The sequence below is a fragment of the Geofilum rhodophaeum genome (assembly GCF_002210225.1).
In the GTDB taxonomy this organism is placed as follows: Bacteria; Bacteroidota; Bacteroidia; order Bacteroidales; family Marinilabiliaceae; genus Geofilum; species Geofilum rhodophaeum.
In genome coordinates this window covers 14,366-32,135 of sequence record NZ_MWUJ01000003.1, presented here as the reverse complement: position 1 = coordinate 32,135, position 17,770 = coordinate 14,366, and the positions used below count along the sequence as shown (strand labels likewise).

General features: G+C 53.4%; 15 protein-coding genes. 7 read left to right on the top strand and 8 right to left on the bottom strand.

What is annotated here, in order from left to right; translation table 11 throughout:
* The first annotated feature begins 34 nt into the window (after nucleotides 1-34).
* From B4W65_RS04020 to B4W65_RS04000, 5 genes are all read left to right on the top strand, one after another.
* Nucleotides 35-1,543, top strand: coding sequence for an NAD(P)H-hydrate dehydratase (locus B4W65_RS04020; RefSeq protein WP_088653842.1), 1,509 nt, complete (start codon nucleotides 35-37; stop codon nucleotides 1,541-1,543).
* 69 nt (nucleotides 1,544-1,612) lie between these two features.
* On the top strand, nucleotides 1,613-2,698 hold the full coding sequence (locus B4W65_RS04015; RefSeq protein ID WP_158522769.1) for a DUF4831 family protein: 1,086 nt from the start codon (nucleotides 1,613-1,615) through the stop codon (nucleotides 2,696-2,698).
* Nucleotides 2,699-2,738: 40 nt separating this feature from the next.
* Nucleotides 2,739-4,199, top strand: coding sequence for an aminoacyl-histidine dipeptidase (locus B4W65_RS04010; RefSeq protein WP_088653840.1), 1,461 nt, complete (start codon nucleotides 2,739-2,741; stop codon nucleotides 4,197-4,199).
* A 43-nt stretch (nucleotides 4,200-4,242) separates the two neighbouring features.
* Nucleotides 4,243-5,790, top strand: a complete 1,548-nt coding sequence (locus B4W65_RS04005) for an MFS transporter (RefSeq protein ID WP_088653839.1) — start codon at nucleotides 4,243-4,245, stop codon at nucleotides 5,788-5,790.
* 9 nt (nucleotides 5,791-5,799) lie between these two features.
* Nucleotides 5,800-7,602, top strand: a complete 1,803-nt coding sequence (locus tag B4W65_RS04000; protein ID WP_240509476.1) for an ABC transporter ATP-binding protein — start codon at nucleotides 5,800-5,802, stop codon at nucleotides 7,600-7,602.
* Between the two features lie 22 nt (nucleotides 7,603-7,624).
* Here the strand turns inward: B4W65_RS04000 and B4W65_RS03995 are convergent, their stop codons facing one another.
* The 4 genes from B4W65_RS03995 to B4W65_RS03980 all read right to left on the bottom strand — a co-directional run bounded on the left by B4W65_RS03995 (nucleotide 7,625) and on the right by B4W65_RS03980 (nucleotide 10,806).
* Nucleotides 7,625-9,055: an outer membrane beta-barrel protein gene (locus tag B4W65_RS03995; protein ID WP_158522768.1), complete on the bottom strand. Its 1,431-nt coding sequence runs from the start codon at nucleotides 9,053-9,055 to the stop codon at nucleotides 7,625-7,627.
* Nucleotides 9,052-9,612 (bottom strand): RNA polymerase sigma factor, encoded by a 561-nt coding sequence (locus tag B4W65_RS03990; protein WP_240509475.1) that lies wholly within the window; start codon nucleotides 9,610-9,612, stop codon nucleotides 9,052-9,054. The genes B4W65_RS03995 and B4W65_RS03990 overlap by 4 nt, the downstream gene beginning before the upstream one ends.
* 146 nt (nucleotides 9,613-9,758) lie before the next feature.
* Nucleotides 9,759-10,214, bottom strand: coding sequence for an SsrA-binding protein (smpB, locus tag B4W65_RS03985; protein WP_088653837.1), 456 nt, complete (start codon nucleotides 10,212-10,214; stop codon nucleotides 9,759-9,761).
* A 4-nt stretch (nucleotides 10,215-10,218) separates the two neighbouring features.
* Nucleotides 10,219-10,806, bottom strand: a complete 588-nt coding sequence (locus B4W65_RS03980) for a YIP1 family protein (RefSeq protein ID WP_088653836.1) — start codon at nucleotides 10,804-10,806, stop codon at nucleotides 10,219-10,221.
* A gap of 79 nt (nucleotides 10,807-10,885) precedes the next feature.
* On the opposite strand from B4W65_RS03980, the gene miaA reads away from it, so the two are divergent.
* Both miaA and B4W65_RS03970 read left to right on the top strand, forming a co-directional pair.
* Nucleotides 10,886-11,791 carry a tRNA (adenosine(37)-N6)-dimethylallyltransferase MiaA gene (gene miaA / locus B4W65_RS03975; protein WP_088653835.1) on the top strand — a complete coding sequence of 302 codons (906 nt, stop codon included), beginning with the start codon at nucleotides 10,886-10,888 and terminating at the stop codon, nucleotides 11,789-11,791.
* A 105-nt stretch (nucleotides 11,792-11,896) separates the two neighbouring features.
* The gene (locus tag B4W65_RS03970) at nucleotides 11,897-13,300 is read left to right on the top strand and encodes an adenylate/guanylate cyclase domain-containing protein (protein WP_088653834.1); all 1,404 of its coding nucleotides are present in this window, start codon (nucleotides 11,897-11,899) and stop codon (nucleotides 13,298-13,300) included.
* Here the strand turns inward: B4W65_RS03970 and B4W65_RS03965 are convergent.
* From B4W65_RS03965 to glyA, 4 genes are all read right to left on the bottom strand, one after another.
* Entirely contained in the window at nucleotides 13,290-14,432 is a 1,143-nt protein-coding gene (locus tag B4W65_RS03965) for a metallophosphoesterase (RefSeq protein ID WP_088653833.1), read from the bottom strand. The two genes, B4W65_RS03970 and B4W65_RS03965, sit on opposite strands and share 11 nt — an antisense overlap.
* 70 nt (nucleotides 14,433-14,502) lie before the next feature.
* Nucleotides 14,503-15,321: an SDR family oxidoreductase gene (locus B4W65_RS03960; RefSeq protein ID WP_088653832.1), complete on the bottom strand. Its 819-nt coding sequence runs from the start codon at nucleotides 15,319-15,321 to the stop codon at nucleotides 14,503-14,505.
* 68 nt (nucleotides 15,322-15,389) lie between these two features.
* Nucleotides 15,390-16,319: a serine/threonine protein kinase gene (locus tag B4W65_RS03955; protein WP_088653831.1), complete on the bottom strand. Its 930-nt coding sequence runs from the start codon at nucleotides 16,317-16,319 to the stop codon at nucleotides 15,390-15,392.
* Nucleotides 16,320-16,413: 94 nt separating this feature from the next.
* A complete protein-coding gene (glyA, locus tag B4W65_RS03950) occupies nucleotides 16,414-17,691 on the bottom strand; it encodes a serine hydroxymethyltransferase (RefSeq protein ID WP_088654049.1) in 1,278 nt (425 codons plus the stop codon).
* Nucleotides 17,692-17,770: the final 79 nt, after the last annotated feature.

The window sequence follows — 17,770 nt, the reverse complement described above, 5'->3', positions numbered from 1 at the left end:
AGGTCCTGGTTTTGTCGGAATTAAGCTGCATGTTATGAAAATCTTTCCGGTTAAGGCCATCGCAGAGATGGATGCCTACACCATAGAATATGAGCCCATTTTGTCGGTTAATTTAATGGAGCGTGCCTCCCGTCGCCTCTTCGATCGCATCAAAGAACCCTATGCAGGTCGCCCCTTTCTGGTGCTGGCCGGGCCCGGTAACAACGGAGGCGATGCTTTGGTATTGGCCCGCATGTTGGCCCTCAGCGATTTTTTGGTCAGTGTGGTTTTGTTGGATGGGAATCGCCTCTCACCCGATGCTGAGATCAATCGCGGGCGCCTGCGCCACCTGCCCCGGGTAGCCGTGCTCGAACTCGATAAAGAAGACCGTCTGTCAGCACCCCCTGAAGGCACCGTGGTGTTAGACGGCCTGTTTGGGGCCGGACTCAATCGGCCCCTCGAAGGAAAGGCCCTGGAGCTGGTACAGATGGTCAACAGCTGGAATTGTGAGGTTTTGGCCATAGATCTGCCATCGGGACTGATGGGGGAGTGCAATGCGGCCAACAACAAAGACGGTATTGTTAGGGCCAGTCGCACCTTTTCCTTCGAGTTTCCCAAACTCAGTTTTTTCTTTCCCGGAAACCATGCCTTTGTCGGCGAGTGGGAAGTCGTGCCCATTGGTCTCCACCCCGACGCCCTTGCCGCCCACGACAGTCCCTGGCAACTCAGCGAGGCGACCGAAATGGCAGCACTGCTGCCAACCCGCACCCGCTTTATGCACAAAGGGCATTTTGGCCATGCCCTCCTTATTGCCGGCAGTTACGGTAAAATGGGCGCCGCTGTATTGGCTGCACGCGCCTGTATGAAAAGCGGCGCCGGTCTGCTCACCGTACATGTCCCCCACAAAACCTGTCACGTGTTACACTGCTCCGTCCCCGAAGCCATGGTGAGCATCGACCGGTCGGACCTCATGTTTACCGAATTTCCCGATTTGTCGCCTTTTGCTGCGGTGGGGGTTGGACCCGCTATTGGCACCCGCAGCAACGCCATGGTCGCCTTTGGCGAGCTGCTCGATAAAATTGGTGAGCGGCCCCTGGTGCTCGATGCCGATGCGCTGAACATATTGGCCCTGAAACCCGAATTGTTGGCCCGCCTGCCTAAAAATACGGTTTTAACCCCTCACCCCGGTGAGTTTAAACGTTTGGTGGGCACCTGGGACAACGATTATGAGCGCTTGCAAAAGGCTGTGGCTTTTTGTCGCCAATACCAAGTGGTACTGGTCCTTAAGGGGGCCTATACCACCACAGTCGATGCTGGGGGGCAGTGTTATTTTAATCCCACCGGAAATCCCGGAATGGCCACCGCAGGAAGCGGAGACGCTTTAACGGGACTGGTGCTTGGCTTTTTGGCACAGGGCTTGTTGCCCGTGGAGGCGGCGCGCCTGGCGGTGTATGTACACGGGTTGGCAGGAGATTTGGCCGCAGAAGAGGAGGGTTGGGCTGCCCTCACAGCTTCGGATCTGATAAGCCGGGTGGGACGAGCCCTAAAAGCCCTTTCGCAATAAGGCGGAAGGCCAAGCGTTAACCTAAAGCAGTCTGTGATGGACTGTAGAACAAAATTTAAAGGTACAGTTATGAACAATACTTTTTTGAAAGTACTGGGGGTGCTTAGCCTGGTTTTGGCCGGGTGCAGCAGCTCGCAGGAATTGAATACCGGCAAGGTGAGTCCTGTTGCCGGAGGAGCACCCGATGGCCACGGCTTGTACTATCATTTGCCCAGGACCGTCATCGAAGTAGAACTGGTCGCGGAGCAACGCGTCGAAAAAGCCGGTCCCTTCTACCGCTATGCCCAACGCTTCCTGAATATTAGCGAAGTAATCACTGGCGACCAGGAGGAGTGGGTGCTTACCGGAGCCACAGTGCACACACGCGGAGAAGCCGACCCGGCCCGTCTTTTTCGGGTAAGCACCACCGGAGCGCCCGCTTTGGCTGCGCTTAACCTGGCGCCCGACGGGGTGTTGATGGGGTTGCAGCTTCCGGAGCCCCGGCAGCCGCGCTCTCGTTTTGGGGATCGGAAGGTGCCAACAGCACCCTTTTTGGGTGAACTGAATTTTAACGAGGCTCCCCTGAATGAGGAGCAGTTGATTAAGAGTTCGACTACCGCAATGGCCGAGGAGGTAGCCCGGGAGATCTACCGTTTGCGCGACCTGCGTAAAGAAATTGTTGCCGGAGAGGCTGAGGTCGCCGCCCCGGAAGTGGTGCTGGCCGAATTGGATAAGCTCGAAGCCGCTTATCTGGCACTGTTTGTAGGAAAGTGCGAAATCCGTACTGTTCGCCGGAGCTTCTCCTTCCTTCCCGAAGGGGACAAATCCCTGTCCTCCGTACTGGTTCGTTTTTCGGCCCAGAAGGGCTTTGTTGCGGCAATGGATGTAAGCGGAACGCCGGTGTACCTGGAGGTAGAGGTGCATGAAGACCCCAGCCAGAATTTTGTAGCCGCTGAAGACGAAGATGGTGAGAATCGCAGGGGACTGGTTTACAGTAATCCTGCCAGAGCGCAGGTGCGGGTGGTAGACCGAACCGTGGAGCTTTATTCCGGCGAGCATAAGCTGGGTCAGTACGGACAGGTACTGCGTCTGCCGGCCGATCTGTTCGATCAGCCAGGAGTGGGGGTAGAGTTGGATCCGGCCACCGGCGCCTTGCGTCGTGTTTTTTTTAAATAGAGACTCCGGTTTCAGTAAAATTTTTAAACGATAAGTGGATATGGAAAACAAGATAGAAAATTTGGAGCCCGGTCTTTTGTGGAAACACTTTGCAGCCTTGACACAAATACCCCGCCCCTCCAAAAAGGAGCGGAAGGCGGTAGAATATGTAGCCGGAGTTGGGCGTGCGTTGGGACTCGAGACCCTGATCGATGGGGTCGGTAATGTGATCATTCGCAAACCGGCCACCGCGGGCATGGAAAAGCACAAAGGTGTGGTGCTGCAGGCTCATGTGGATATGGTGCCGCAGAAGAACAGCGATAAGGAGCACAATTTTGAAACCGATCCCATAGAGACCTACATCGAAGAGGGGTGGGTGAAGGCCAAAGGGACCACCCTGGGGGCCGACAACGGCATTGGCGTGGCTGCAGCCCTGGCTGTTTTGGCGGACAAATCTCTGCAGCACGGGCCCATCGAAGCGCTGTTTACTGTGGATGAAGAAACCGGGATGACCGGTGCCAATAATTTGCAAGTGGGCGTCTTGCAGGGAGAGATTCTGATCAATATGGACTCTGAAGATGAGGGGGAATTGTACGTGGGCTGTGCCGGCGGATCCAATGCCAATATGGTTTTCTCGTTTAGGGAGGACAAGGTGGGCACTGCGGTGCAAGGCTATCGGGTGGCTCTGACCGGACTCAAAGGCGGGCATTCGGGTATGGACATCAACTTGGGTCGGGCCAATGCCAACAAGCTGCTTTTCCGCCTCCTCAAAGAAGCCGTTAGTCTCACCGGTGCGCGACTGGCCACCGTCGACGGTGGCAGTCTCCGTAACGCCATTCCCCGCGAAGCCTTTGCCGTACTCACTGTGCCCAAGGAGCAGGAAAATGATTTTCAAAACCTGGTGAAAGCTTTTTCGGAAGTCTTTCGTGCGGAGTTCGCCGGCACCGAGCCCGACCTTAAATTGGAGGCCCAAGCTTGTGATTTGCCCGACTTTGTGATGGAAGAACTGGTGCAGGACGATTTGATCAACGCCATACAAGCCTGTCCCAACGGCGTAGTACGCATGAGTGCCGATATGGAGGGACTGGTGGAAACCTCCCTCAATCTGGCGGTTGTAAAGACCGAGGGCCACGAAGTCAAGGCCCTGGCGCTTTTGCGCAGTTCGGTAGATACGGCCAAGCAGGATCTGGAATCTACCCTGGAAAGTCTCTTTTTGTTGGCCGGTGCCGAGGTTTGGTTCGATGGCTCCTACCCGGGTTGGAAGCCCAATATGCAAAGCGAAATTCTAAAGACCATGCAGGAGGTGTATCGCAAGGATTTTGGTAAGATTCCCGAGGTGAAAGCCATACATGCGGGACTCGAATGTGGCATTTTGGGCAGTGCCTATCCGCAGTGGGATATGATTTCTTTTGGTCCCACCATCCGCTACCCGCATTCTCCCGACGAAAAGGTCGATATTGCCAGTGTGGAGCGTTTTTGGCGCTTTTTAATCGCTACACTGAAGAATGTGCCCCGGAAATAATTCGTCTTTTCAGTAAAAGACATCACATCTTAAATATTCTGTTTTGGAAAAAAAATCGCTTCGCCACTCTGCACTGCTGCGCTGGCTGGTATTGGTTTTGATCAGCGCCTTGCTGTTTTCGACTTATTGGTTTTACGATTTTTTCAGCGGCATAAAGGGCTTGATGACAGCAGAGCTGGGCATCAGCAGTGAGGAGTATGGCCGAATTTTGGCCGCCACCACCTTCGCCAACATGTTGGGGATGATTTTGGTTGGGGGACTCATTCTCGATCGTTGGGGCATTAGGATTGCGGGTTTGGTTTTTGGTGCCCTGGCCTTTTTGGGTGCTCTGCTGACCGCCTTTTCGTTAATGGGGTGGTTCGGAAGTGAAAAGGAAACCATGGTATGGGGCGCCATGGGCGGTCGTTTGCTCTTTGGTATTGGTATGGAGATATCCTGCGTGGTCATTACCCGTACCATCGTCAAGTGGTTCAAAGGCTACGAAATGGCGCTGGCCATGGCGGTGAACATTGGCTTTGGTCGGCTCGGTACGGCGCTGGGAATGGCGGTGTCGCCTGATTTGGCAGGTGGCACGGTAGCCCCGGCTGTTAACTTTGCTGTAGTCTTGATCGGCATCAGTCTGTTTCTTTTTGTGCTTTACCTGTTTTTCGACATCCGTCTCGATCGTCAGGAAGGGAAGGCTGCGCCCGAAGAGGCAGAGGACGAGCGTTTCCGTATGGCCGACTTCCTGCAACTCATTACCAACCGCTCTTTCATTTACATCACCTTGCTTTGTGTGGCCTTTTATGCCGCCGTATTCCCCCTCTTGCAGTACACGCCCGACTTGCTGGTGAATAAGTTCGGCTTTTCATACGAATTACAGGGCGGCGATGAATTTTTGTTGTGGGGCAGTGCTTCGTTGGGCACGACTTTTATTTATGTGTTGCTTTTTGTGTTTGGACTGTTGTTTTCGTTGTGGCCCCCGGCATTGAAGACTTTTCAGGCCAAGACCGGTGCCTACTTGCTTTTGCTGCTGCTCTTTGGTACCTATGTTTATGTGCTGCAGGATGTTTTTGCTGCCTGGCTGCAAAACGGACCTAAAACGGCCTCGCTCATTCCCATGGGCACCATTTTGTTTACCCCCATTTTCGGCAGCTACGTCGATCGTAAAGGCAAGGCCGCTTCCCTGATGATGCTCGGTTCAGGCCTCTTAATTTTCGCCACCCTTTCGCTGTCGGTCTTCAACAACGTTTACCTGGGTTATGCCGGTTTGTTGAGTCTGGGTATTGCCTTTTCGCTGGTGCCTGCGGCCATGTGGCCCGCCGTGGCCCGCATTGTGGAGGAAAAGCGGTTGGGTACGGCTTATGGCGCCATGTTTACCGTTCAGAACTGGGGACTCGGCTTCTTTTTTTGGGGCATAGGGGCACTGCTCGACTGGGTGAACCGCGACCGCCTGGCAGCCATCGGTGAAGGTCAGGCCGTGTACGATTATACCTGGCCGGTTCTGGTGCTGGTAGGCATTGGGGTTATTTCGGTTTATCTGGCCTGGCAGTTGAAGCAGGCCGACAAGGCCCAGGGCTATGGACTGGAAAATCCGGAAATTCACACCTAAAGTTTAAGCGTGCAAAAATCCCTGGCTCATATAAAAACCATACTGGCCTATATTTGGCGCAGTGCTCCGGGCTGGACACTCGGAAATGCACTGCTCATTTTGGTGCGGGGCGTATTGCCACTTTTATTGCTGTACCTGGTCAAGCTCCTGGTCGATGAAATTCAGGCCCTGGCTATGGTGGAGGCGGGCGGACGTGATTTTGAGCGGCTGAAGTACTTTTTGTTGGCCTCCGGTGGCGTGTTTCTGATCAACGCCCTTTCCGCTTCGATCAGCGTGCTGGTGCGCGAAAAGCAGTCCTACGCCATTTCCGATTTTTTCGACTGGCTTATTCATAACAAGCTCAATCGGCTGGATTATGGTTATTTTGAGCACCCCGACTACCAAAGTGTTTTTTACAGGGCGCTTAACGAAGCCAGTTACCGACCAGGCAGAATATTCTACGGCAGCCTGGGGGTGGTACAGAACCTCATAACCTTGTTGCTGATGGCCGGTGTTTTGGTACTGGTTCATTGGTCGGTCAGCCTGGTGCTCCTGGTCATCACCCTTCCGGTGGCCTTCATAAGGTGGCGACATGCGCGTGCACTCTTTCAGTTTAAAAAGCGCAACACCCGACTCGAGCGGGAAGTGGCTTACTACAACCGCCTGATTACCGCGCCCGACTTTGTCAAGGAAGTCCGCGCTTTTGATCTGGGCAGCCTTTTTCGCAGCCGATATCAAAGCTTAAAGCAAGAATGGCGACGTAAGCAATTTGGTATGTTGCAACAAAAAACTTTGCGCGAGGGCAGTGTGCAGGTCCTTGCCGCCCTGGCCTTTGTGGCGGTTTACGGGATGATTGCCTGGCGCGCCTTTCATGGTTCGGTGAGTATGGGGGAAGTTGTGCTTTATTTTTTGGCCCTCCAAAGGGGCTATTCCTATCTGCAGGAGTTGTTGGGGCGACTGGCCGGTTTGTATGAGGATTCCTTGTTTTTAGACAATCTCTTTGAGTTTATGGCGCTGGGAGAGCGACGGGGGGATGTTCGGCAGGAGGCGGATTTGCGCTTTCCCCGACCCCTGCACCGGGGCATCCGCTTTGATGATGTCGGCTTTCATTATCCGTCCAATGAGCGCTGGATTCTGCGGCATTTGAATTTTGAAATTGCTGCCGGTGAGACCGTCGCCCTGGTAGGGGTCAACGGCACCGGAAAATCTACCCTCATTAAACTGCTGAACAGTCTCTACGAGCCCGTTGAGGGTCAAATTCTGGTTGACGGACTGCCCCTTAGTCGCATAGCACCGTCCGAAAAGGTCGCCAACATCAGTGTGATTTTCCAGGATTTTATTTTGTATAATGTGAGTGCTGCAGAAAACATTTGGTTTGGTGCGGCTTCGGAGCAGCCTGATCCCCAAAAAGTACGGAAGGCTGCGCAGGAGGCGGGAATAGATAAGGTAATAGAGGGCTTTGCTCAGGGTTACGACACCACCTTGGGAACCCTGTTCGAAGGCAGCGAACAAATGAGTCCCGGTCAGTGGCAACGCCTGGCCCTTGCCCGCTCCTTTTACAACGATGCCCAGTTGATTCTACTCGATGAGCCCACCAGTTCGCTCGATGCTTTTTCGGAGGCCAGACTGCTGCGCTATATACGTTCCATAACCCGTGGGCGCACTGCCCTCATTGTCAGTCACCGTCTTTCTACCATTAAAATGGCCGATCGCCTGGTGGTGCTGGAAGGAGAAGGGGTGGTAGAAACAGGAAGCTTCGATGAATTGAGCAATAAGGAAAACGGGCATTTTAAACGTATGCTGTCCTCATTAAGCGACGCCATGGAGGCCTGATGAGGTCACAGTCCCTCCGCTTTTAGTCCCCAATGGTGTACTGAATGCCACTGTAGATGCCGAAGGACCAGGGTTTGAAAGCTGTCGTGTGCGTTTCGTTGATCTCATTCAGAAAGTAGGAGAAGCGCGGCTCAAAACGCAGTGAAAACGGTCCCCCCAGTGGCACAGAAAGTGCCATCCCTGCGTGCGTACTGAAGGTCATGGCAGCGATGCCTTCCGTTTCTCCAATTTGCTGACGCTGCCCTTCTTCCTCCAGCCAGGCCTTGTTGTCGACCAGCCAGTTGGAACTTAAGCCGGCTGCCAGGGAGAGTCTGGTGCTTCTGTCGATGACGATATAGCGCAAGGTCAGCGGAATTTCCAGGTAATCGAGGTGTTGCTGCAAAGACGCAGAAGTAGTACTGACTTCCTGGCCCATGCCCACCATCATTGTTTGTTTTTCGGCGTAGGCCGGGGCATCTTTTTGCAGTTCGGGCAAATCTGTGCTGCGATGGATATCGCCCAGAGAATTGGCCAGTGAGAGACTGCGAAAGGAAGTTGGCTTCACGTCTTGTGCTGCCTCATTACTCGCGGCGTAGCGCCGCGACTGGGTCACCGGCGTTTCTACTTCCTGTCCCATTCGTGCATAGGCCAGACCGGTTTCTACAGCCCATCTTTTGCCCAGATCCATACTTAGGTGAAGACCGCCGGCAGCGCTCAAGAGGCCCTGCTCATTATAGCTTGCCCGGTCGCTCGTGGCCATCATAACCGGCGCGGAGGCTGTCGGGGTGGTTTCCCGAAAGCTGTAAAGCGGAGAAACGCTGAAGCCCATACGCAGCGCGCGTTTTTTTCTTGTTTCTTCCTGGTCCAACGCGGCTAAAACAACATTGGAAGCCGGTACGTCAAAGCGTTTGAAAGAGGATGCGCTCCGTATTTTCAGTGTTTCGGCGGCCGGCGCAGTGTCGGCAAAGCGGGGGCGACTGGGCCGGTAGTTCAGGGGGTGCAGGCTGGTCTCGTTCTGCGGAGCATCAATCGTCGCCTCCCTTGTCTGGTCGAGGGTCCGGATAAGGCCCGTCGCGCCGGGGGAGCCTTGTACGGCCTGAGGAAGCGAGGTCTTGTCGGCGAGGCTTTCGGAACCAGTCGTGCCGGTCACCGGGTCGACCACCCCTTGTTCCAAAGCCTGCTCATCATAGCGTGCAGTGCTGCCCGCTTCAGTCCTTTCAGCAGCCGGTTCCCTTTCCTGCGCCAAATAAGATTCCTGGTCGCCCAAGGGCAACAAAAATACCGCCACCCAAAGGGCTGCCGCAGCAGCTGTGGCAGCGCCCATGCGCCACCAAAAGGGCAGCACACGTTTTTTTACCACCTGGGCGCTGTTGAGCGAAGCTTCAATGCGCGACCAAAGTTCCTCCGGAGGAGCAAGTTGCTCTTGCCTGGCCTGTTCTTTGTAGGCTGCTTCAAGATCCTTTAGTTTTGTCATATTGCCCTCTCCTTTATTGCTTTGGATTCTTCCAGCCTGGTTCTGAGCCATTGGCGTGCCCGGGCGAGGTTGGATTTGCTCGTGCCATTCGATATGCCCAGTTCTTGTGCAATTTCATCGTGCGTATAATCTTCCAGTACATAAAGTTTAAAAACCAGCCGGTAGCGTTCGGGCAACTGTTCTATCAGGGCATGGAGTTGTTGCAAACTGTAGTCTCCTTCCTGCTCTTCGTCCTCCGCAGCCTGAGGGGCGCTGTCCTCAAGCATTTCGCTTTCGTCCGTAAACTTCCATCGGGCATTTTTCCGGAAACTTTCCAGTATGGTGTTGACCATAAGTCTGCGCATCCATCCTTCCAGCGGTCCCCTCCCTTCGTACTGGCCAATTTTTTCAAATATCTTTATAAAACCTTCGTGGAGAAAATCCTCGGCCTCCATGCGATTACGGGTGTAGCGCAGGCAAACAGCAAACAAAGTCGGACCAAAGCGCTCATAGAGTTCTTTTTGCGCTTCCCGTTTGTTTTCCTTACAAGCTTCAATTATTTGCTCAAGGTTTGCCACAGACAGTCCAGGATGAGTTTCCTTTGTTGATTACAAAAATTGTACCCGAATCGTTAAGCTGCAGCCGAACCTGAATCCTCTCCATTTTATGTTTTGAAAAAGATGCAGGAAAGCTCAAGAGGTTGCGTTGGCGACGATAAAACCAATCAATATTTTTTGGTTACCCGATCCATTTCGCGTCGGGCGTCTTTTTGCTTCAGGGTTTCGCGCTTATCGTGCTGCTTTTTTCCCTTGGCCAGAGCCAACTCTATTTTAGCCAGTCCCCGCTCATTGATAAACAAGCGCAGCGGCACAATGGTGAGTCCGCTCTCCTTGGTCTTCCGCTCCAGTTTGTAGAGTTCCTTGCGTTGCAGCAGAAGCTTGCGCTCTCTGACCGGCTGGTGGTTGTTGTAGGTGCCGTAGAAATATTCGGAGATGTTCATGCCTTTTACCCACAATTCGTTGCGCAGAAAAAAGCAGTAGGCATCTACCAAACTGGCTTTGCCCATGCGAATGGATTTGATTTCGGTGCCTGCCAGTTGTATGCCTGCCACATATTTTTCGAGAATTTCGAAATCAAAAAATGCACGTTTGTTTTTGATGTTGATTTTATTTGCAGCCATACGATTAAAAGTGAATCAGATTGAAAAGAATTTGTCGAACCAGCAAGGGCAGAAAGTGTATGCTGAAACCAACAAGCAGGGTCAGCAGTCCTTTATGCTCCCGGGAGATGCCTGGTATCTCCTCCATATAGGTCCACAGAATATAAAAACTGTAGAGGGCCAAAAAGTTCAGCATCGTCAATTCGGGGACAAGGGCTGTCAACAATAAAATGAGGTACCAGAAGCCGGATGCATAGGCGGCCAGCTCAAAAATTTGGTTTTTATCGCCCAGAACCCCTGTGGCGCTCCTAACTGTTTTCAACAACAGCCAGGCCAGATACAGGCCTCCAAAAAGGGACGTGAAAATAAGGGCTGCGTGCTTTAAGGCCAGTTCAAAATTAAAGCCCTGGTGGTTCACCAAAATATTGAGAAAGGTGGCCAGGGTAACCAGACTGATGAGGGGCAGGGAGAATTCGCTCAGTACCTCGTTCAGGTTTTTTCGCTCGCTCCGTACCGTGGCCCACTCACTGCGTGGTTGCAGCACCAGGTTTTTTGCCCGGAGCATCAAATTGCGGTACAGCTGTGCGGTGCTGATTGTTTTTTGGTTGCTCATATTGCAAAAATACTAAATTGCCCCGACCAAGCCGGATTTATTTATAATTTTGAGCGTGAAACAGCAAAAATGCCAAGGCATGTACAATCTCATTGTTATTTTGGGGCCCACCGCTTCCGGGAAAACTGCCCTTGCGGCTCATTTGGCCAGGGCGCTGGACGGGGAAATCATCAGTGCCGATTCGCGACAGGTTTACCGCAGGATGGATCTGGGAACGGGAAAGGATTACGCGGATTATGTGGTGGAGGGACAGCGTATTCCTGCCCATTTGATCGACATTCGGGAGCCTGGCTATAAGTACAACGTTTATGAGTTTCAGAACGATTTCTTTCAGGTGTTTGACGATCTGCAAAAGCGGGGCAAGTGGGCCATTTTGTGTGGCGGAACGGGTTTGTATATTGAGGCCGTACTGCAACAATACAAAATGATTCACGTGCCGGCCAATCCTGCGCTCAGGGAAGCGCTCAAGGATAAGCCTCTGTCCGAACTTGAGGAAATTCTATCGACCTTCCGGATTTTGCACAACAGCACCGATACCGATACCCACAAGCGGGCGGTACGTGCCATTGAAATTGAAACCTATTACCAGAGTCATCCCGAAATTGAGGTGCAGCTGCCCGAGATCCGGCCCCTGCTGATTGGCGTGGACATTGACCGTGAGCTGCGGCGCGAAAAAATCACACGCCGCCTGCAGCAACGACTGGAGGAGGGATTGGTGGCTGAGGTAGAGGCTTTATTGGCTGAAGGACTTAGTGCTGAGGACCTGATTTATTATGGTTTGGAGTACAAGTTTGTCACCCAGTACGTGACGGGCCGCTTGAGCTACGACGAAATGGTGGCCCAGCTCAATACCGCCATTCATCAGTTTGCCAAAAGACAGATGACCTGGTTCAGGGGCATGGAGCGAAGGGGAATAGCCATCAATTGGGTAGATGTGAGCCAGCCTGTAAATGAGCGGGTAGAAAAGATTCTTGGTTTATTGTAGTTTGCTGTTCAACCGGATTAAGTTCGTCTTTTGTCAAAACCATTGCCAAAAAGCTAAACCTTCGGAGGGAAAGTTCGTATCTTTCTTTTTGAAGTATTTTTGTCGATGAGTGAATCAGAAAGCTACATAGAGCGAATACAGCGACTGGCCAGTCACAACCAGGAGTTGCGCGATCAACTGGAGCAAATGCTGCAACGCTTTGCCGGGATGGATATGCAGAGCCAGCATTTTAAGGAGGCTTTGCTGCGCTACTCTCCTGAGATGAAGGGCCGAAAAAACCGCAAGGAGTTGCGTAATCGTGCCCGGCAATTGCGCACTGTATCCATTTTGTTTGTGGCGGTTAAAGGCTTCGACAGGCTCTACAAAATGGCCAATCCGGGTCCTTTGGTCGATCAACTGGACGAATTGAACATGCGCCTGGACGACATTGCCTTTATGTACAATGTGGTTAAGTTAAAGTCGGTAGGTGATGTCATGCTTTTTGCCGCCGGCTTACAGGGTGAAAACCGCACCAATCCCATCGATATGGTTCGCGTGGCGCTGGACATGCAGGCCGCTGCTCTGGAAGTGCACGGGGGAGAAGGGCAGGCTTTCTGGCGCCTGAAAATGGGCATTCATACCGGTCCCGTTATCGCCACTCCTGAAGAGCAGCAGGCCGATACCTCCTACAGTTTTTCCGGCGAAAGCATTAATATTGCCTGTCGCATTGGCGAAGCTTCTCCCGAATGTTCTTTGACTGTGAGCGGGATGACCTACGAACTGATTAAGGAGTTTTTCTCCAGCAAAGCAATTGGCAAAATGCCGGTGAAGTACAAGGGCAGTATGGGGATGTATTGGGTAGGGGGACTCCTGCCCGAGCTCCGGGCCAACGGAACCGGGGCGCCCAATCACAGCTACCGGGTGAAGTACCTGGCGCTTAAGTTTATGGATATTCAGGAGGAAATGCTCGATTATCTGGAGAAGAAGCTCCCCCCGCATTTGTATTATCACAACATCAAGCATACCATCGATGTAACCACCGAGGTGGAACTTATTGGCTGGGCCGAAGGGGTATCGGAAGAAGATGTGTTGCTGCTTAAATTAGCGGCGCTTTTCCACGATGCCGGTCACACCATCTCCTACAAGGATCATGAGTACCACGGTAGTGTAATGGCCCGGGAAAAACTGGCCAGTTATGATTTTACCCGGGAGCAAATAGATACGGTATGCCGTTTGATAATGGCGACCAGGATGCCGCCCCGGCCTACCGACATTCTGGAGTGCATTATGTGCGATTCGGACCTGGACTATTTGGGACGCAGCGACTTTATTCCGGTTTCGAACAACTTGTACCGTGAGCTGAAAGAGCGCGATATGGTGGGCTCGTGGGAGGACTGGAACCGTTTGCAGCTGAAATTCATCAGCGGGCACCAGTATTTTACCAAAACCGCCCAACAGCTGCGCGAGGTAAATAAGCAACAGCAGATTGAGCGGATTGAGAAATTGATTAAGGAGGGCTCTACTCTTTAAAATAGAGGTTGATCACCAGAATTTCGGGGCGATTGCCGGTGCGGACCGGCGGCCCCCAGGTGCCAAAGCCTGTGCTTACATAGTAGTGTGTATTTCCTTTCTGATGGTAGCCGCGACTCACCTCAAAAATCTTACGGGTAATGTAACCAAAGGGCCACAGCTGGCCGTGGTGGGTGTGTCCCGACAACTGCAAGTCAATGCCTGCCTGCTCCGCCTCTTCGAGGCGATAGGGCTGGTGGTCGAGCAGAATCAGCGGCTTGGAGGGGTCCACCCCCTCCAGAATCTGCGGCAGGGACTTTCGTTCTTCACCTTTTGCCCAGCGCTTATGTAAGTCTTCCCGTCCCACCAGATAGAAGGCCTCATTGACCAGCAGGGCGGTGTCGCGCAGCATTTTGATTCCATGTTCTTCGAGGTAGCGGATGGAGGGTTCGCCGCCACCAATGTATTCGTGGTTGCCGGTGGCGGCATACACGCCGTAGGGTGCATGCAGCTGCCTTAGGTTTTCGCCCAGATTCTGTTTGATGACCGGCTTTACGTCCTCATCCACCACATCCCCGGCAAAGAGGATAACATCGGGGTTCAGACTGTTCATGGTCGCTACCAGTTTGGCGGTCTTCCGGGGACCGATGATGGTGCCCAGGTGCACGTCGCTGGCTGCCACAATGCGTAGGTACTCGAGTTGTCCCGCCTGCTTGGGCAGGGTCAGATCCAGTCGCACAATTTTGGGATACCAGGCGTTGATGTGTCCCCCCACCACAATAAGCAGGGTAGCGCCAAATACAATAAGTAGCGCACGCAGTTTCAGCAGCGGCATATTGTCGACGCCCAGTGCCTGTATCCAGGGCCAGGCCAGATTAAGCAGTCGTCCCAGATCAATGAGCAGTACCAGTAAGGTGGCGTAGAGCATGACGGCAAACCAAAAGGATCCGATCCAGTGGAGACCGATGGGCAGGGGGTGAAACCACAGTTTTTCGAGCCAGCGGCCAAGGGGATAGGCGACAAACATTAAGACCATGAAGACGGTCCACCAGGGACGCAGTGCCGGGGCGGCTTCCAGGGCTTGCCAGCCCCGGAGAGCCAGATAGAAATTAACGAGGGCGTGAACAGCCAGTACTATCAGGAAAAAATGCATGTTGTTGGAGCTTTTAATGGTTGTGTGGTCTGTGTCCCCAAAAGAGGCTTACAGATTTTAAGGTGGGTTTTTAGGGCAGAAGTATGGCGCGACTGATGCGGCGCAGCCAGGCCCCTGGGGTCAGTTTGTTGAGCAGCAGCAAAAGCTGGGCGTTTCGTCCGGCCGGATAGCGAATGCGACTGCCTTTTCGGGTGGCTGCCCGGTAGATGGTACGGGCCACGACGTCCACTTCCTCGGCATGTTGAAACATTTGGTCGTAGAAGCCCAGCACCTTGGTCGTGAGCGCTTCATAGCCCAGATGGTCGGGCGCCACCACTTCCTGCTTGGAGCGACCGTTGAACTCGGTTTTGATGGGGCCCGGTTCCACCAGTCGCACCGCAATATTAAAGGGATGCAACTCGTAGTACAGACTTTCGGTGAGGCCCTCCACCGCAAATTTGGAGGCATTGTAAATGTTGTAAAGCGGAAAACCCAGTCGCCCCGCTATGGAGCTGAGGTTGATGATGACCCCGCTCTTCTGCGCCTTCAGTAATGGTAAAAAGGCCTGTATAACTCTGACCGTGCCCATATAATTGGTGTCCATTTGGCGTGCCACCGCCTCCTCAGACGCTGCCTCGAAGGGCCCGATGGCCCCGTAGCCGGCATTGTTGATGACCACATCGATGTGGCCCATATCCTGCCAGGCCTGCTGTACCAACTCCTTTACCTGTTGGCTGTCGCAAACATCCAGCGCATAGATCCGCACACCGGATTGTTGTTGCAGTTCGGGAACGGCATCGGGCCGGCGCAGGGTGGCGGCGACTTCCCAGCCTTTTTCGACAAGGTGTTGAACGGTGGCCAGACCAATGCCTGAACTGGCTCCGGTGATGAAGGCTTTTTTTATAGACATCACAGTAGTTTATAGGTGTTTTGCTGTGAAGATAACAAGCGTGGGGCAAGCTTGTTGTAAAAAACTTTCTAAAAATACTTAAACAAAGTGGCCAGCCATCTTTTTTTCTGCTTTTGGGCTCCTGTCGACAAGTCTTCCAATGCCTGGGCGAATTCGGGTGCAGATTGGTAGCGCAGGGCCATACCCCTGCTCACCAGCTTTTCGATGGCAGCTTGTTCCAGCTGACGCGCCGGTCGCGGAAAGGCCTCCCGGGCAGTGGCTTTTTGCAGGGTCTCCAAGCAGCTTTGTGACAGTCGCGGATGGGGCGGCAGGGGTAGGTTCAGCTGAAGGTGCAGCAGCATCTCCGGATCGTGGTAGCTGAAGGCGGCCTTTCCGCTTAGTGCCTCGTAGAGACAGAGGGCCAGCATAAAGAGGTCGCTCGAGGGGGCCGCCAGCTGCGGTAATTGCAGGATTTGTTCGGGTGGGGCGTAGGCCAGGGCAAAGGGCCTGCGTTTTGATTTGGTGTCCGGAAAGGGATGGGCTTGTTCAAAATCGATGAGACAGACTTGTTCGGCTTGCCAGTCCGAAGGCTTAGCGTCCGGTTGATGCCTTATCAGAATGTTGGCCGGTTTGATGTCGCCATGCAACCAGCCTGCTGCGTGCAACTTTTCCAGGCCCCCGCACAAATGCATAAAAGCTTTCAGCCAGAAGTCGGGCGACAAGCGTCTCCATAGGCGTGGTTGTTTCAGCAGCTCCTTTAGCGTGCTGCCTTCCTGCCAGGGACGCAAAACCACTGTTTTTTGGTCGAGGAAGGTGAATTTTCCGGGAATGAGGAGGGCGGGGTGTTTCACCTGCCTTAGGGTCTGGAGCGCTTCCTCGTTGGGCAGGGTTTTGAACAGCTCTTTTTTGAGCAAAAGTTCCTGGTTGGGTGAACGCACCAGCCAGCTGCGTCCGAATTTGCCGGAGGACAAAAGGCGCAGGTGGGTGAGTTCAACCGGAGTGGTTTGCGGGTCTTGCATGACAAGCGCTTAAAGGAGGTGGTAAAAGGGGCGGGGTGAAAAGGCCGTCTGCGAGCAGACGGCCTTTACGGTTGGTTTAAGCAGAGCCTTCTGCTCAGGCAAAGAGCGGGAAGGCCTTCATCATCTTGTTCACACGCTGGCGTACGTCTGCCAGTACTTTCTCATCGTCGGGATTCGAGAGCACCTCGTCGATGAACTCCACGATGGGAGCGATATGTTCTTCGGTCAGTCCCCTTGTAGTCAGCGCTGCCGTTCCCAGGCGAATACCTGAGGTTTGGAAGGGGGAGCGGTCGTCAAAGGGCACCATGTTTTTGTTGATGGTAATGTCGGCCTGTACCAGGGTGTTTTCTGCCTTTTTACCGGTCAGCTCCGGAAACTTGGTCCGCAAGTCCACCAGCATACTGTGGTTGTCGGTACCGCCCGATACAATTTTGTAGCCTTTTTCGATGAGCAGGGCAGCCATTTTGGCGGCATTTTTCTTTACCTGAGTCTGGTAAGCTTTGTACTCGGGCTGCAGGGCCTCAAAGAAGGAAACGGCCTTGGCGGCAATGACGTGTTCCAGCGGACCGCCCTGGATACCGGGGAATACCGCGGAGTCGAGCAGGGAGGACATCTTGCGGATTTCTCCCTTCTTGGTGGTTTTGCCAAAAGGATTGTCGAAGTCCTTACCCATCAAAATGATGCCGCCACGTGGACCGCGGAGGGTTTTGTGGGTGGTGGAGGTCACAATGTGTGCATACTTCACCGGGTTTTTCAGCAAACCTGCAGCGATCAATCCCGCCGGGTGAGCCATATCAATCATCAAAAGGGCGCCTACCTTGTCGGCAATGGCCCGCATGCGCTCATAATCCCACTCCCGCGAATAGGCAGAGGCTCCGCCCACAATCAGTTTGGGTTTGTGCTTGATGGCCTGGGCCTCCATCATGTCGTAATCGACCAGGCCGGTATCTTCCTTAACCCCATAAGCAATGGGCTCGTACAGTAGGCCGGAGCTGTTTACGGGTGAGCCGTGGGAGAGGTGACCACCATGGGCCAGGTCGAGTCCCAAAAACTTGTCGCCGGGGTTCATTACAGTCATGAACACCGCCATGTTGGCCTGGGCACCGCTGTGGGGCTGTACATTGGCCCATTCGGCACCAAAGATTTCCTTCAGGCGCTCAATGGCGAGACTTTCGCTCTGGTCTACGATCTGACAGCCGCCGTAGTAACGGGCGCCGGGCAGACCTTCGGCGTATTTGTTGGTCATTACCGAGCCCATGGCTTCCATAACCTGGGGACTCACAAAGTTTTCTGATGCAATCAGTTCGATGCCGTCCATCTGGCGCTCGTGCTCCTTTTGGATCAGCTCAAAGATTTTTTCGTCTCTTTTAATCATGAGGCAGCTGTGATAGGATTGTGAAATTTATTGTGTGTAAGCGGATGCGGCCCTTCTGGCTTTAATCCGTTACAAA